A 14519-nucleotide genomic window follows, 5' to 3' on the forward strand; every position below is an offset into this window, starting at 1 on the left:
AATCCGCGGCGCCGCATTTCATCCGGTCTGTGGCCGGGAAGCCTAGGGTGCGAGACATGCACAAGCGCTTGACCGCGTTCCTGGTCATAACCCTTATCGCGGGTCTCGCCGTCGCCAGCGATGGCGGGACCCGTACCGATTTGACGCCCAAGGACCTGAAGCGGGTCCAGAGCGTCACGGCGCTGACCAGCGATTTTACCAAGCCTGAGAACTTCGAGCAGTTGCCCGGTGGGGCAGGCACGATCAAGAAGCGCGTCAACCAGGACATCTTCTCGTTCTCGTCGGCCAACCTCACCTTCGAGCAGGAGAGTGAGTTCAAGCTCGGCAACGCGTTGTTCCGCAAGCTCTGGGTCTCGTCACCATCCTCGACCGAGGCCTCGGACGGGCTGGGGCCGATCTTCAATGCGCGCGGCTGCCAGAACTGCCACCTGAAGGACGGGCGCGGACATACGCCGTCGGGCAATGGCGACGATGCCGTCTCGATGTTCCTCCGCCTGTCGGTCCCGCCGCATAGCGATGCGGACAAGCAGGCGCTGGCCGATGGCGCCAAGGTGATCGCCGAGCCGACCTATGGCGGCCAGCTGCAGGATTTCGCCGTTCAGGGCGTGAAGCCCGAGGGCAAGATGGCGATCAGCTATGCCGACGAGCCGGTGACGCTCGGCGACGGCACGGTGGTGACCCTCAGGCGGCCGACATACTCGGTGACCGATCTCGCCTACGGGCCGATGGCCGACGATGTGATGCTCAGCCCGCGCGTCTCGCCGCAGATGATCGGGTTGGGGCTGCTGGAGCAGGTTCCTGCCGAGGACATCCTGGCGAAGGTTGACCCGGACGATCGTGACGGGGATGGCATTTCGGGTCGGGCGAATATCGTGCTCGACTCGGTGAGCGGGCAGCGCAAGCTGGGTCGGTTCGGCTGGAAGGCCGGGGCGGCGGTCATTCGGGCCCAGTCGGCCGATGCATTTGCCGGCGATATCGGTATCGCGACGCCGCTGGTGATGAAGCCGCATGGCGATTGCACGGCCGCCGAAGCCGAGTGCCTCGCGGCGCCGACCGGCGAGCAGGCCCGGCTGGGCCCGTCCGAGGCGCCCGATCCGGTGCTTGATCTCGTGACGTTCTACTCGCAGAACCTCGGCGTGCCGCAGCGGCGCGATGTCGGGGAGCCGCAGGTGCTGCGCGGCAAGCAGGCGTTCTACGAGGCCAATTGCACCGCTTGCCACACGCCGAAATACGTGACCTCGCGGGACGCGCCAACCAAGGCGCACAAGTTCCAGTTGATATGGCCCTACACCGATCTGCTGTTGCACGATCTAGGCGAGGGGCTGGCGGACAATCGGCCGGAAGGCGATGCGGATGGCTACGAGTGGAAAACGCCCCCGCTGTGGGGGATCGGGCTGACCGAGACGGTGTCGGGCCACACCGAGTTCCTGCATGATGGGCGGGCCCGCAACCTGACCGAGGCCATTCTCTGGCATGGCGGCGAGGCGCAGAAATCGCGCGACGCGTTCGCAAACATGCCGAAATCGCAGCGCGATGATCTGCTGGTTTTCCTGGGGTCACTGTGATGCGCGTACTGCTTGCAGCCGTTCTGGCGCTGATTGTGATGCCGGCGATGGCTGAGGAGCAGAAGCTCACGGCGGAGCAAGTGGTGTCGCTAGCGATCACCGAGGCGATCCGCCCCGGTTTCACGCAGTATGCCGAGGAGACGGCGGCGCTGACCATCAGTGTCGGCGGGCTTTGCCAGGCGGCGTCGGACACTTTGCTCGAGGCGGCGCGGGCGCAGTTCAAATCGACCGTGGCGGCGTGGTCGCGGGTCGAGCTCTACCGGCTCGGGCCGCTGATGACCGAGAACCGCTACGACAAGATCCTGTTCTGGCCCGACCGCAAGGGCATCGCGCTGAAGCAGGTGCAGGGGATCCTCGCCGAGCCCGATTGGGACGCAGCCGATCCAGCCAAGCTCGCGATCAAGAGCGTGGCGGTGCAAGGGCTGGGGGCGCTGGAGTTCCTGCTGTTCGGCACCGGGGCAGAGCAACTGGAAACGCCGCAATGGGCCTTCCGCTGCCGCTACGCGCTCGCCGCCGCAACGCTGCAGGCTGACATGGCGGCGCAGCTCTCGGCCGAGTGGAACGACCCCGAGGGCATTTCGAAGCGGCTGCTCGCGCCGTCCGAAAGCGACCCCGACTATCGCAGTTTTCGCGAGGTGGCCGAGGCGCTGACCGGGCTCCTGGCCCACGGCACCGAGGCGATCCGCGATCAGCGGCTGCTGCCGTTCCTTGGTCGCGATGGCGCGGCGCCGAAGCCGAAATCGGCGCTGTTCTGGCGCTCCGGCATGACGGTGCCGTCGATCAACGCCAATTTCGAAGGCCTCAGAGCCTTGCTCGAAAAGTCCCGTATCGCCGAGGCGACGACGCCAGACCAGCTCTGGGTCGGCAACAGCGCCAGCTTCGAGTTCGGCAATGCCGAACGGGCGGGCAAGGTAGTCACCCAGCCGGTCGAGCAGGCGCTGGCCGAGCCCAAGCAGAAGAAGGCGCTGGATTACCTGGTGATCGTGACGCAGTCGCTCGACACCATCCTCGGCGAGAACCTCGCGGCGGCGCTTGGCCTGTCGGTCGGGTTCTCGTCGCTCGACGGAGACTGACGATGTGGCAGCGTCGGGCATTCCTCAAGGCAGCGGGGGCGGGGTTCGCGGCGTCGCTGCTGCCGCGACGGGCCGAGGCGCTGGAGCGGGCCGAGCTGGTCTTCGCCTCCTCGATCCAGAAGCGAGAGGGTGGTTTTGCCGCGGCGCTGGTGAACGAGGCCGGCTCGGTGATCTCGACGATCGAGCTGCCCGATCGCGGCCACGACATCACCTTCTCACCGACCACGGGGCAGGGGGTGGTGTTCGCCCGCCAGCCGGGCACCTTTGCGGTGATCTTCGACCCCAAAGGCGGCATGCCGCCGGTGACGCTGACCAGCATCGAGGGGCGGCATTTCTTCGGGCACGGGGCGTTCTCGCCGGACGGCAAGCTCCTCTATGCGACCGAGAACGACTTCGACAACGCGCGCGGCGTCATCGGCATCTACGATGTTGCGGGCGGCTACAAGCGGATCGGCGAGTTCGACACCTATGGCACCGGCCCGCACGAGATGCTGCTGATGCCGGACGGCGAGACGTTCGTTGTCGCCAATGGTGGGATCGAGACGCATCCGGACTATGGGCGGACCGAGCTCAATATCGAGACGATGGACCCGTCCATCGCCTTCGTCGACCGGCGTTCGGGCGATTTGATCGGGCAGCTGCGGCTCGATGGCGGGCTGCACCAGCTGTCGATCCGGCACATGGCGTTCGACCACAAAGGCAGGGCCTGGTTCGGCTGCCAGTTCCGCGGTCCCTCGGCCGATCGCCCGCAACTGGTGGGCTATGCGACACGCGACGGCGAGATCCGACTGATCGAGCTGCCTGATGCGACGCTGGGGGAACTGCGCAACTACATCGGCTCGGTCGCCGCCTCCGCCGATGGCGGGCTGATCGGCGTGTCGTCGCCGGAGGGAAGCACCATCCTCGCCATCGACCCGGACACCGCCACAGTCGTCGCCAGCCTCGGCCTCGAGAACGGCTGCGGCATCGCCCCGGACACGGTCGGATTTCTGGCCTCAAGCGGGGAAGGCGTGCTCGGCGGCTTTGCCGGTTCACCTGCGCCGCTGACGACGTTCGAGCTGAACTTCGACAATCATCTGAGGCTGCTGCGGGCGGTTTGACACCCGGCCTCTCGGCCATCTCTCACCCCCCAAGGGGGAGATGGGCATCGCGCGTGTGGCACGCTCATCCCCCACCTTTCGGCCAGTTGCCCGGAGCGACCGGCACCGGTAGGATGCAATCAGGAAAACGTTTTCCTGCATGCTTTCAAACATGGAATCCGCCGCATACCGGCGATCTGAGGGGATCAACTTGAAACTGAAATTTCTGGCTGCGCTTGGCGCGGCCACGATGGTGTTTGCCGGCTCCGCAGCGTTCGGCGCTGGGATCGTGGAGTTTGGGCTCGAGGCGGAGAGCCCGACGCTGGGGCGGCCGATCCCGTATGCCGTCTACACGCCGTTTCCGGCGCCGGCCGAGGGTGAGCGCTGGCCGGTGGTGTATCTGCTGCACGGGATGACCGGGGCGGATGGCGACTGGTTCACCTGGGGGAACCTGGCACCGATCCTCGACCGGGCGATTGCCGATGGGCGGATTCCACCACTCGTAGTGGTGGCGCCGGGGGCGGGGGATAGCTGGTACGTGGACAACCCCGATCCGGGTGGCTTCGGGTTGATCGACACGGCGTTCGCGACTGACCTCGTGGCAGCCATCGACAAGAAGTTCCCGACGGCGAAGTGCCGTGAGGGGAGGGCGATCGGCGGCGTATCGATGGGCGGGGTTGGGGCAGTGCTGCAGGTGATCAACCACCCCGACACCTACGCGGCGGCGATGAGCTTTGCGGGAGCGCTGCACGAGCCGCTGGAGAAGAATGATCCGCGCAGCCGTTGGATCCCGGACCTCTACCGCAACGTCTTCGGTGCGCCGTTCGATCGCGACCGGTTCAATGCCGCCAACGCCTTCACGCTGATGCCGAAACTGCGGCGGGCGGAGCACAAGCCGGCGTTCTATTTCACCATCGGCGACGACGACTTCCCCGACCTTATCGCTGCAGCCGTGGAGTATCACAGCGGCCTCAGGCAGCTGAGCATCGACACGACGCTGCGGGTGGGGCCGGGGCGGCATTATTGGGATACCTGGCAGCAGCAGATCGTCCCAGCGCTGGAATGGCTGGTGCCGAAGCTCGATGCGACGTGTGGGCGAGGGTAGCGGCCGGTCGTTGACACCCCGGCGGGTCGCCCCCATCGTCGTGCCCGAGCGGAGGGGGCGATGATGCAGGCCTATGTCTGGAGCGGCAGCGTCGATCCGTGCCTCGATGGGCCGCGAATGGAAACCGCTGGTCGGGTCACCATAGGGCTCTTTGGCGGCAACGCGGCCTTCGGGGCGAAGAAGAACGAAGACGCTGCGCTGGTCTGGGCCGGGGAGGACTGGGTCTTCGCCGTCCTCTGCGACGCGCATGCGAGCTCCGCCAGTGCCGACGCTGTGGTCGGGCTGTTTGCGGAAAGCAGGGCGGAACTCGTTGCCCTGATGGGGCGGCCGGAACCCTCCCACATCATCGAGGTGCAGGCGGCCGTGTCGCGCCTGCTGCTGTCCGCGCGAGAGCGCATGGCGAAGGTGCGCGGCGAGACGGCGTGCCTCGTCTGCTACCAGCACGGCAGCTATCTGTACTGGCTGTCGATCGGCGACAACGCGCTCTACCTGCTGCAACCCGATCTGCAGCGGGTGGGCCAGCATACGCTGACCGTCCGCAACTACTTCGAGTGGGTCGGCGAGCGCAGCAGCCTGGCGCTCGAAGTGCCGTGCTTTTCGAGCGGCGTTCGCGAACTGAGGCAGGGGTTGAGTACCATCGCGATGATCACCGACGGGCTGCTCGAGGTCGCGCACCGGCCTTATGAGGATGCGGCGGCCTTTAGCCAGGCGCTGTTGTCCGATGCAGGGCTGGGCGGTTCGGTGTCACGGATGCTGGACGACGTTCACGCCCTCGGTGGAACTGACAGCGCCACGGTGATCGCCTGGCAGGTCAACAATCCGCGCGCCGGGTTAATGCCTAGCGGCTAGCGCTACTTCGGCGCCGGCCCGGTCGACTCGCGCAGCACCAGTTCCACCGGCCACAGCTCATGGATCGACGCCACCGGCTTGCCATCCTGCATCTGCAGCAGCAGTTCGGCGATGCGCGCGCCGGCGGCGCGGATCGAGGAACGGGTGGTCGACATCGAGGGGACCATGTTGTCGGCGTTGAGATAGGGGAAGACGTCGTCGTGGGCGATCATCGACACGTCCTTGCCGAGCTCGAGGCCGGCGAGGCGGATGGCGCGGAACACGCCGAGTGCGGTCATCATCGAGCCGGCGAGGAAGGCGGTGGGACGCGGGCGGCGCTCGAGGAAGGCCTGGGCGAGGCGGAAGCCGTTTTCGTCGGTGAAACGGCCGCCGCCAATCAGTTGCGGATCCGCGGTCAGCCCGCGCGCCTGGAGCGCGCTGCGGAAACCGCGGTCGCGGTGGATGGCGAAGGTTTGGTCCTCGGGTCCGTTGATCATGGCGATGTGGCGATGGCCGAGATCGAGCAGGTGGCTGGTGGCGCGGCGAAACGCGCCCTCGTTGTCGATGTCGAGCCAGGCGTGCGGGACGTTCACTTCGCAGCGGCCGTGCAGCAGGAAAGGCATGCCGAGCTCGGTGAGCGCGGCGATGCGCGGGTCATTCGGGGTCGGGGCCGAGAGCACCAGGGCGTCGACGCGCTTGCTGGCGGCGAGACGGCGGAACACCGGGACTTCATCATCAGCATCGATCGGGGTAACGACGATGTCGATCTCGTGCTGGGCCAGCCGTTCGCTGATGCCGGAGAGGAATTCGGACGTATGCGGGCCGAAATGCATCGAGCGCTGCAGCGGCAGGGTGACGCCGATGGCGCCGGCACGCCCGGTAGCGAGACGGCGGGCACTGACATTGGGGCGATAGCCCAAGCGGTGGGCGGCCTCGCTGACGCGCTGGCGGGTCGCCTCATTGACCTCCGGAAAGCCGTTCAAAGCACGGCTGACCGTCGTCTGCGACAGCCCCAGCTCCGCGGCCAAGTCTTTGAGTTTCATCACCAAATGCGTACTCGCCCAACTGCGGCACGCGGCGGTTTCCGCTCGCGAACCAAGCCCCGGACCGGAGCCCAATGCCGGACGTCCTCCTCCACAAGTGCGCCATTCAAAGCGATTTGAATCGCAAACGCAAGTGGCGCGTTCATACTAACATTTCTGAGGTTCGTACCTCAGGCCAGACGGCGTTAGTTTTCGAGCGTTAACAGATGTGCCAACGCAACACGCTGTTATCAAAGGATAATTTGCGCCGCCAATGCCGATGTTAAGGAATGGCGGCTGAATCCCGCTTGACAGGATTTCGTCCATTTGGGTAGGTTTCATTCAAAGCGCTTTGGAAGACTTTAGCGGGGCGAACTGCTCGCTTTCCGGAGTGTTTTTGTGGGAGGAACTAGTGCCGATCAACGCCGCCCCGGCGTCGATCGCCTTTGGCTGCCTCCCGGTCATGTTTGTCCTTTGGGAGGAAGAATAATGAGAATGAAGTCCCTGATCGCGGCCCTGCTTGCCAGCGCCACGCTCGGCGTCGTGGCTGCCCAGGCCGCCGATCTCTCGATCGTTTCGGGCGATACCGGCAATGGCCTCGAGTTCCTGCGCTCGCAGCTCGATCGCTTCGAGAAAGAGACCGGCAACAAGGTGACCGTGGTCCCGATGCCGTCCTCAACCACTGACCAGTTCGGCCAGTACAAGCTGTGGCTCGCGGCCGGCAACTCCGACATCGACGTCTACCAGACCGACGTGATCTGGGCTCCGCAGCTGGCGGACCAGTTCCTCGACCTGACGGACGCCGCCAAGGACGTGGTGGCGAACCACTTCCCCTCGATCATCGAGTCGCAGACCGTGAACGGCAAGCTCGTCGCTCTGCCGGCTTTCACCGACGCTCCGGCGCTCTACTACCGCAAGGACCTGCTCGAGAAGTACGGCAAGACGCCGCCCAAGACCTGGGCCGAGCTGACTGCCACCGCGCAGGAAATCCAGGACAAGGAGCGCGCTGCCGGCAATCCCGACATGCAGGGCTTCGTATTCCAGGGCAACGCCTACGAAGGCCTGACCTGTAACGCCCTCGAGTGGGTGATGTCGAACGGCGGCGGCCAGATCGTCGAGCCCGATGGCACCATCTCGATCAACAACGAGAAGGCCGCTGCGGCCATCGACATGGTCAAGGGCTGGGTCGGCACGATCTCCCCGGCCGGCGTCCTCGCCTACCAGGAAGAAGAGAGCCGCGGCGTGTGGCAGCTCGGCAATGCCGTGTTCATGCGCAACTGGCCGTATGCCTACCAGCTCGGCAATGGCGACGACTCCGCCGTGAAGGGCAAGTTCGACGTGGTGCCGCTGCCGATGGGCGAGGGCGAGGGTGCTCGCTCGGCCGCAACGCTCGGTGGTTGGAACGTCGCTGTGTCGAAGTACTCCAAGGCCCCGGAAGAGGCGATCAAGCTCGCCCTGTTCCTGTCGTCGACCGAAGTGCAGAAGGAACGCGCGATCAAGCAGTCCAACCTGCCCACGATCGTCTCGCTCTATGACGACTCCGATGTTGCGGCTGCCCAGCCGATCATCCCGAACTGGAAGGAAGTGTTCCAGAATGCCGTGCCGCGTCCGTCGGCTCCGACCAAGGTGAAGTACAACGAGGTCTCCTCGCTGTTCTGGTCGGCCGTGCATGATACGCTGTCGGGCAATGGCACCGGTGCCGAGAACCTCGAGCTTCTGGAAGCCAAGCTGACCGAGCTCAAGGGCGACGCCTGGTAAGGCTTTCGTCCTGACGATTGGCGCGGACGATCCGTTTCGGGTTGCCCGCGCCGTCTCCTCCTCTTCTGCAGCAGGAAGACCGCCCCCATGACCGTCGAAGCCACAGCCGGACCGGTTGTCCGGACCCAGCCCAAGATTCAGTCCGAACTGCTCAAGTCCCGCGTCGGCGCGGCGATGTGGTTCCTGCTCCCGATGCTCGCGGCGCTCGCCGTAGTGGCCGGGTGGCCGCTGCTCCGGACGATCTATTTCTCGCTGACCAATGCCTCGCTGACCAACCTTTATGAGGCGCAGTTCGTAGGCTTCAAGAATTACCTGAGCTGGACCACCCTGAAGAGCGGCCGCACGGTGTTCTCCGGCCTCCTGGTCGATCCCGCATGGTGGAACGCAGTGGGCAATACGCTGCGCTTCGCGGTGGTGTCGGTCACACTCGAGACGGTGCTCGGCATGGTCGTGGCGCTGGTGCTCAACGCGGAATTCAAGGGCCGGGGCATCGTTCGCGCCGCCATCCTGATCCCGTGGGCGATCCCAACGATCGTTTCGGCCAAGATGTGGTCGTGGATGCTCAACGACCAGTTCGGCATCATCAACGACCTGTTCATGAAGCTGGGGCTGATCAGCCACAAGATCGCCTGGACCGCCTCTGCGGATACGGCGATGACCGCGGTGCTGATCGTCGATATCTGGAAGACCACGCCGTTCATGGCGCTGTTGATCCTCGCCGGCCTGCAGATGATCCCCAAGGATATCTACGAGGCGGCCGAGATCGATGGCGTGCACCCGGTGAAGGTGTTCTTCAAGGTGACGCTGCCGCTGGTACGGCCGGCGCTGATGGTGGCGGTGATCTTCCGCCTGCTCGACGCAATGCGCATCTTCGACCTGATCTACGTGCTGACGCCCAACAGCGCGGCCACCAAGACCATGTCGGTGATCTCGCGCGAGAACCTCTTCGACTTCGACAAGTTCGCTTACGGCTCGGCGCAATCCACCTTCCTGTTCCTGCTGATTGCGGTGATGACCGCGCTCTATATCTGGCTGGGCAAGGTACGGTTCGACGGGGGAGACCGCTGATGACTCTTGACCTTTGGGCAATTGCCAAGCGGACGGCGTTCTACGCGCTCGTCATCTTCATCGTCGTGGTGTCGATCTTCCCGTTCTATTACGCGATCCTCACCAGCTTCAAATCCGGCACCGACCTGTTCCGGGTCAGCTATTGGCCGACCTCGTTCTCGATCGAGAACTATCTCTCGGTCCTGACCACCGGCAGCTTCCCGCGCAACCTCCTCAACTCGATCTTCGTCGCGTCGGTGACGGTGCTGGCGGCGCTGTTCCTCGCCATCACCGCGTCGTTCGCGCTGAGCCGGGTGCGGTTCCGGGGCAGGGGGCTGCTGCTGATGACCATCCTCGCGGTCTCGATGTTCCCGCAGATCGCGGTGCTCGCCGGCCTGTTCGAGGTGATCCGCTTCCTCGGCATCTACAACACGCCGTGGGCGCTGATCTTCAGCTACACGATCTTCACGCTGCCGTTCACCGTGTGGGTGCTTACAACCTTCATGCGTGACCTGCCGATCGAGATCGAAGAGGCGGCCATCGTCGACGGGGCGACCCCGTGGATCATCATCTGGCGCGTGTTCCTGCCGCTGCTGTGGCCGGCGCTCGTGACGACGGGCCTCCTGGCCTTCATCGCGGCCTGGAACGAGTTCCTGTTCGCCTTGACCTTCACCTCGTCGAACAACACCCGCACCGTGCCGGTAGCCATCGCGCTGCTGTCGGGCGGCAGCCAGTACGAAATCCCGTGGGGCAACATCATGGCGGCATCGGTGATCGTCACCGTGCCACTGGTCGTCCTCGTCCTCATCTTCCAGCGCAAGATCATTTCCGGCCTGACCGCCGGCGGCGTAAAGGGCTAAATTCCATGGCGCATATCGAACTCAAGAACATCAAGAAGTCCTTCGGCCTCGTCGACGTCATCAAGGGCGTAGATCTCGAAATCTTCTCGGGCGAGTTCATGGTCTTCGTCGGCCCGTCCGGCTGCGGCAAGTCCACGCTGCTGCGCCTGATGGCCGGCCTCGAGGACATCACCTCGGGCGAGATGACCTTCGACGGCACACTGGTGAACGCGCTGGCGCCCTCCAAGCGTGGCATCGCGATGGTGTTCCAGTCCTACGCGCTCTACCCGCACATGACGGTGTACGAGAATATGGCGTTCGGCCTGGAACTCGCCAAGTCGAGCAAGGAAACGATCAAGGAGCGGGTGGAGAAGGCGGCTGAGCTGTTGCAGATCACCCCGTACCTGAGCCGCCTGCCCAAGCAACTCTCCGGCGGGCAGCGCCAGCGCGTCGCCATTGGCCGGGCCATCGTGCGCGACCCCAAGGTGTTCCTGTTCGACGAGCCGCTTTCCAACCTCGACGCCGCGCTGCGCGTCGCCACCCGGCTCGAGATCGCCAAGCTCCATCACGCGATGAACAGCGCCACCATGGTCTACGTCACGCACGACCAAGTCGAGGCGATGACGCTGGCCGACCGCATCTGCGTGCTGCGCGACGGGCTAGTCGAGCAGGTCGGCACGCCGCTGGAGCTCTATGAGAACCCGCAGTCGCTGTTCGTCGCGGGCTTCATCGGCTCGCCCAAGATGAACTTCCTCAATGGCGAGATCGCTTCGAAGTTCGGCGCCAACACCATCGGCGTGCGCTCCGAGCATATCGAGATCGCCGACCGCGACGGCGCCTGGAAGGGCAAGGTCGTGCACTCGGAGAGCCTCGGCTCGGACAGCTATGTCTATGTCGATATCGGCGCCGGCGGCGATCCGATCATCGTGCGTCAGGAAGGCACCCACATGCACCAGCCCGATGCGGCAATCTCGATCGCTCCAATTCCGGGGAAGGTCTACCGCTTCGACAAGGCCGGTAAGCCGGTCAAGAACTGACGATATTCAGCTGACGTTCCGCCCGGCGGCAAAATTGCCGCAGGGCAACCGATTTTTGACGCACTTGCTTGCCATTCACGGCAAGCCGATGCAGTGAATCGCTTCAAAGTTCAAACCGCTTTGGAAGATATGTTCGAAGCTTGGGGCCGGAGCCGTCGTCCGGCCCTTTCCACGAATTCAAGGAGTTGACCCATGCCGATCAGAGCCACCATTTGGGGCGAGAATGTCCACGAGCAGAAGAACAAGGCCGTGGCTGAGAATTACCCCATCGGCATGCACGGCCAGATCGCCAAGCTGATCGGCGAAGACAAGAATATCGTCACCTCGACCGTGACGCTGCAGGACGCCGAGCACGGCCTGACCGTCGACAAGCTCGCCAACACCGACGTGCTGGTTTGGTGGGGCCACGCGGCGCATGGCGAGGTGAAGGACGAGATCGTCGAGCGTGTGGTGCAGCGCGTCTGGGAAGGCATGGGGCTGATCGTGCTCCACTCCGGCCACCACTCGAAGGTGTTCAAGCGCTTGATGGGCACGCCGGCCAACCTCCACTGGCGCGAAGCCGGCGAACGTGAGCGCATCTGGGTGGTGAACCCAGGCCACCCGATCGCCAAGGGCCTGCCGGCCTATTTCGAGCTCGAGAACGAAGAGATGTACGGCGAGCCGTTCTCGGTTCCCGAGCCGCTGGAGACGGTGTTCGTCTCGTGGTTCCAGGGCGGCGAAGTGTTCCGCTCGGGCCTCACCTACCGCCGCGGCGCCGGCAACATCTTCTACTTCCGTCCCGGCCACGAAACCTATCCGACCTACCACGACGCCACCGTCGGCAAGGTCATCCGCAACGCGGTGAACTGGGCCTACAACCCGGACAACCACGCGCACCTCTTGAAGGCGCCGAATACTCCGGTGGACAAGGCGATCGAGCACATCGTCGAGCGCGGCGCCAAGCTGACGCACCACCCGAAATGATCTGACACCAGGGCCGCCTTCGGGCGGCCCCACGCCATTCTGTTACGGACGACCTTGACGATGCGCCTGCTGATGCTCGGCACTGGCCGAATGGCCATCAATCACGCGAAAGCCTTCCAGGCCATCGATGGCGTGGAAATGGTAGGCGCCGTCGATCCCGTCGCCGAGAATCTCAACAGCTTTGCCGACACATTCGGGATCGCCAACCGGTTCGCCTCGCTGGACGATGCGCTAGCCTGGGGCGATTTCGATGCGGTGGACAACATCACACCGGACTCGATCCACCGCCCGACGACGCTGAAAGTGCTGGCCGCCGGCAAGCACGTGTTCTGCGAAAAGCCGCTGGCACCGAGCTATGGGCTGGCCATGGAAATGGTCGAGGCAGCGGAGCAGGCCGGCCTGATCAATATGGTCAACCTGACCTACCGGAACGTCGCCGAACTCCACAAAGCCCGCGAAATCATCGCGGCGGGCACGATTGGGGAGGTGAAGCATGTCGAGGCGAGCTACCTGCAGCACTGGGTAGCGCTGCGCGATTTCAACGATCCCGGTCCGTGGCTGTGGCGCCTGAGCAAGGGTCACGGCTCGAACGGCACGGTCGGCGATATCGGCATTCACATCATCGATTTCACCACTTTCGCCATCGGCCAGCCGATCGTTGCAATGAACAGCCGGCTGCAGACCTTCCAGAAGGTGCCGGGCGACCGCATCGGCGAGTACGTGCTCGACGCCAACGACAGCTTCATCATCAGCGCCGAGTTCGCCAACGGCGCCATCGGCACCATCCACTCGTCGCGCTGGGCCTCGGGCCACTCGAACGACCAGCGGCTGCGTGTTTATGGCAACAAGGGCGGGCTGGAACTCAGCCACGGGCACTGGGGTTCTCTGCTGCGCGTATGTGCGGGCGAGGACGTGGCCACCTCGACCTGGCGCGAAGTGAAGGCCGAGCCAGTGCAGACCAACTACCAGCGCTTCGTCGAGGCCGTGCGAACCGGCGTCCAGACGGAGCCGGGCTTCCGCCACGCCGCGGGGCTGCAGAAGATCCTCGATCTGGCGCTCGTCGCCGATCTCGACCGCAAGGAACACCGGATATGAACGAACTCTCCGCGACGCTTCGCGCGTCCGACTCTCTAGGGAACACCAACATGCGAATGCTCATCCTCGGCACCGGCGGCATGGCCGCCCAGCACGCCAAGCACTTCGCCGCCATCGACGGGGTGACCCTGGTCGGCGGCGTCGACGTCGATCCGAACCGGCTCGAGAAGTTCAACACCACGCACAACATCCCGAACGGCTTCGCTTCGCTCGACGCGGCGATCGCCTGGGGTGAGTTCGATGCGGTGGCCAACGTCACGCCGGACTCGATCCACCACGCGACTTCGATCGCGGCGCTGAAGGCCGGCAAGCACGTGTTCTGCGAGAAACCGCTGGCGACCGACGCGACCAAGGCCTTCGAGATGGTCGACGTTGCCGAGGAGGCCGGGCTGATCAACATGGTCAACCTGACCTACCGGAACGTCGCGCAATTGCAGAAGGCCCGCGAGATTGTGCTGTCCGGCGCTATCGGCGCGGTCAAGCACGTCGAGTCGAGCTACCTGCAGAGCTGGCTGGTGTCGAAGGCCTGGGGCGACTGGCGCACGGAAAGCCAGTGGCTGTGGCGGCTGTCGAAGAAGCACGGCTCGAACGGCGTGCTCGGCGATATCGGCGTGCACATCCTCGATTTCGCTTCGTATGGCTCGGGGCTCGAGATCGAGCACGTGTTCGCGCGGCTGAAGACCTTCGACAAGGCTGATGGCAACAAGATCGGCGAGTACGAGCTCGACGCCAACGACAGCTTCACCATGGCGGTGGATTTCGACAATGGCGCACTGGGCGTGATCCATGCCAGCCGCTGGGCCACCGGCCACATGAACGAGCTGCGCCTGCGCGTCTATGGCGAGAAGGGCGGGGTCGAAGTGCAGCACCGCCACGACGGCTCGCGCCTGCGCGTCTGCCTCGGCGACAACGTCGAGAGCGGCACCTGGGAAGAGATGGAAGTGCCGCCCGTGCCGACCAACTACCAGCGCTTCGCCGAAGCGGTGCGGACCGGCAAGATGCAGGAGCCGAGCTTCCGCCACGCGGCGGAACTGCAGAAGGTGCTGGACCTCGCAACGGTGTCCGAGCAGCAGCGCAAGGAACTGGCGACGCACTGAGCGTCGCCAAC

At 64.7% G+C, this 14519-nt stretch carries 13 protein-coding genes; 12 read left to right on the forward strand and 1 reads right to left on the reverse strand.

Going from position 1 to position 14519, the window contains the following annotated elements; all coding sequences use genetic code 11:
* Positions 1-56 precede the first annotated feature (56 nt).
* From AC1DV8_RS09610 to AC1DV8_RS09630, 5 genes are all read left to right on the forward strand, one after another.
* Positions 57-1565: a di-heme oxidoreductase family protein gene (locus tag AC1DV8_RS09610; RefSeq protein WP_477157308.1), complete on the forward strand. Its 1509-nt coding sequence runs from the start codon at positions 57-59 to the stop codon at positions 1563-1565.
* Entirely contained in the window at positions 1565-2638 is a 1074-nt protein-coding gene (locus tag AC1DV8_RS09615) for an imelysin family protein (protein ID WP_477157309.1), read from the forward strand. Before AC1DV8_RS09610 ends, AC1DV8_RS09615 begins: the two co-directional genes overlap by 1 nt.
* Before the next feature lie 2 nt (positions 2639-2640).
* Complete coding sequence (locus tag AC1DV8_RS09620; protein WP_477157310.1) at positions 2641-3738, forward strand: DUF1513 domain-containing protein; 1098 nt, start codon at positions 2641-2643, stop codon at positions 3736-3738.
* Positions 3739-3928: 190 nt separating this feature from the next.
* On the forward strand, positions 3929-4822 hold the full coding sequence (locus tag AC1DV8_RS09625) for an alpha/beta hydrolase (protein WP_477157311.1): 894 nt from the start codon (positions 3929-3931) through the stop codon (positions 4820-4822).
* A gap of 60 nt (positions 4823-4882) precedes the next feature.
* Positions 4883-5671, forward strand: coding sequence for a PP2C family serine/threonine-protein phosphatase (locus AC1DV8_RS09630; protein WP_477157312.1), 789 nt, complete (start codon positions 4883-4885; stop codon positions 5669-5671).
* Between the two features lie 2 nt (positions 5672-5673).
* On the opposite strand, the gene AC1DV8_RS09635 is transcribed toward AC1DV8_RS09630, so the two are convergent.
* A complete protein-coding gene (locus tag AC1DV8_RS09635) occupies positions 5674-6693 on the reverse strand; it encodes a substrate-binding domain-containing protein (protein WP_477150254.1) in 1020 nt (339 codons plus the stop codon).
* Positions 6694-7167: 474 nt separating this feature from the next.
* On the opposite strand from AC1DV8_RS09635, the gene AC1DV8_RS09640 reads away from it, so the two are divergent.
* The 7 genes from AC1DV8_RS09640 (at position 7168) to AC1DV8_RS09670 (ending at position 14508) form a co-directional block, all read left to right on the forward strand.
* Positions 7168-8430, forward strand: coding sequence for an ABC transporter substrate-binding protein (locus AC1DV8_RS09640; RefSeq protein ID WP_477157313.1), 1263 nt, complete (start codon positions 7168-7170; stop codon positions 8428-8430).
* Between the two features lie 174 nt (positions 8431-8604).
* A complete protein-coding gene (locus AC1DV8_RS09645) occupies positions 8605-9498 on the forward strand; it encodes a carbohydrate ABC transporter permease (protein ID WP_477150354.1) in 894 nt (297 codons plus the stop codon).
* Complete coding sequence (locus AC1DV8_RS09650) at positions 9498-10337, forward strand: carbohydrate ABC transporter permease (protein WP_477150256.1); 840 nt, start codon at positions 9498-9500, stop codon at positions 10335-10337. Before AC1DV8_RS09645 ends, AC1DV8_RS09650 begins: the two co-directional genes overlap by 1 nt.
* 5 nt (positions 10338-10342) lie before the next feature.
* Complete coding sequence (locus AC1DV8_RS09655; RefSeq protein WP_477150257.1) at positions 10343-11353, forward strand: ABC transporter ATP-binding protein; 1011 nt, start codon at positions 10343-10345, stop codon at positions 11351-11353.
* A gap of 192 nt (positions 11354-11545) precedes the next feature.
* Entirely contained in the window at positions 11546-12316 is a 771-nt protein-coding gene (locus tag AC1DV8_RS09660) for a ThuA domain-containing protein (RefSeq protein WP_477150258.1), read from the forward strand.
* A gap of 60 nt (positions 12317-12376) precedes the next feature.
* Positions 12377-13411, forward strand: a complete 1035-nt coding sequence (locus AC1DV8_RS09665; RefSeq protein WP_477157314.1) for a Gfo/Idh/MocA family protein — start codon at positions 12377-12379, stop codon at positions 13409-13411.
* 50 nt (positions 13412-13461) lie between these two features.
* Positions 13462-14508, forward strand: a complete 1047-nt coding sequence (locus AC1DV8_RS09670; RefSeq protein WP_477157315.1) for a Gfo/Idh/MocA family protein — start codon at positions 13462-13464, stop codon at positions 14506-14508.
* Positions 14509-14519: the final 11 nt, after the last annotated feature.

This window comes from Devosia sp. P3_B2 (assembly GCF_056402875.1).

Bases quoted from the DNA above. Each gene is read 5' to 3' on its own strand.
- AC1DV8_RS09610 (WP_477157308.1), top strand. From the start codon at position 57: ATGCACAAGCGCTTGACCGCGTTCCTGGTCATAACCCTTATCGCGGGT.
- AC1DV8_RS09615 (WP_477157309.1), top strand. From the start codon at position 1,565: ATGCGCGTACTGCTTGCAGCCGTTCTGGCGCTGATTGTGATGCCGGCG.
- AC1DV8_RS09620 (WP_477157310.1), top strand. From the start codon at position 2,641: ATGTGGCAGCGTCGGGCATTCCTCAAGGCAGCGGGGGCGGGGTTCGCG.
- AC1DV8_RS09630 (WP_477157312.1), top strand. From the start codon at position 4,883: ATGATGCAGGCCTATGTCTGGAGCGGCAGCGTCGATCCGTGCCTCGAT.
- AC1DV8_RS09635 (WP_477150254.1), bottom strand. From the start codon at position 6,693: ATGAAACTCAAAGACTTGGCCGCGGAGCTGGGGCTGTCGCAGACGACG.
- AC1DV8_RS09640 (WP_477157313.1), top strand. From the start codon at position 7,168: ATGAAGTCCCTGATCGCGGCCCTGCTTGCCAGCGCCACGCTCGGCGTC.
- AC1DV8_RS09645 (WP_477150354.1), top strand. From the start codon at position 8,605: ATGTGGTTCCTGCTCCCGATGCTCGCGGCGCTCGCCGTAGTGGCCGGG.
- AC1DV8_RS09650 (WP_477150256.1), top strand. From the start codon at position 9,498: ATGACTCTTGACCTTTGGGCAATTGCCAAGCGGACGGCGTTCTACGCG.
- AC1DV8_RS09655 (WP_477150257.1), top strand. From the start codon at position 10,343: ATGGCGCATATCGAACTCAAGAACATCAAGAAGTCCTTCGGCCTCGTC.
- AC1DV8_RS09660 (WP_477150258.1), top strand. From the start codon at position 11,546: ATGCCGATCAGAGCCACCATTTGGGGCGAGAATGTCCACGAGCAGAAG.
- AC1DV8_RS09665 (WP_477157314.1), top strand. From the start codon at position 12,377: ATGCGCCTGCTGATGCTCGGCACTGGCCGAATGGCCATCAATCACGCG.
- AC1DV8_RS09670 (WP_477157315.1), top strand. From the start codon at position 13,462: ATGCGAATGCTCATCCTCGGCACCGGCGGCATGGCCGCCCAGCACGCC.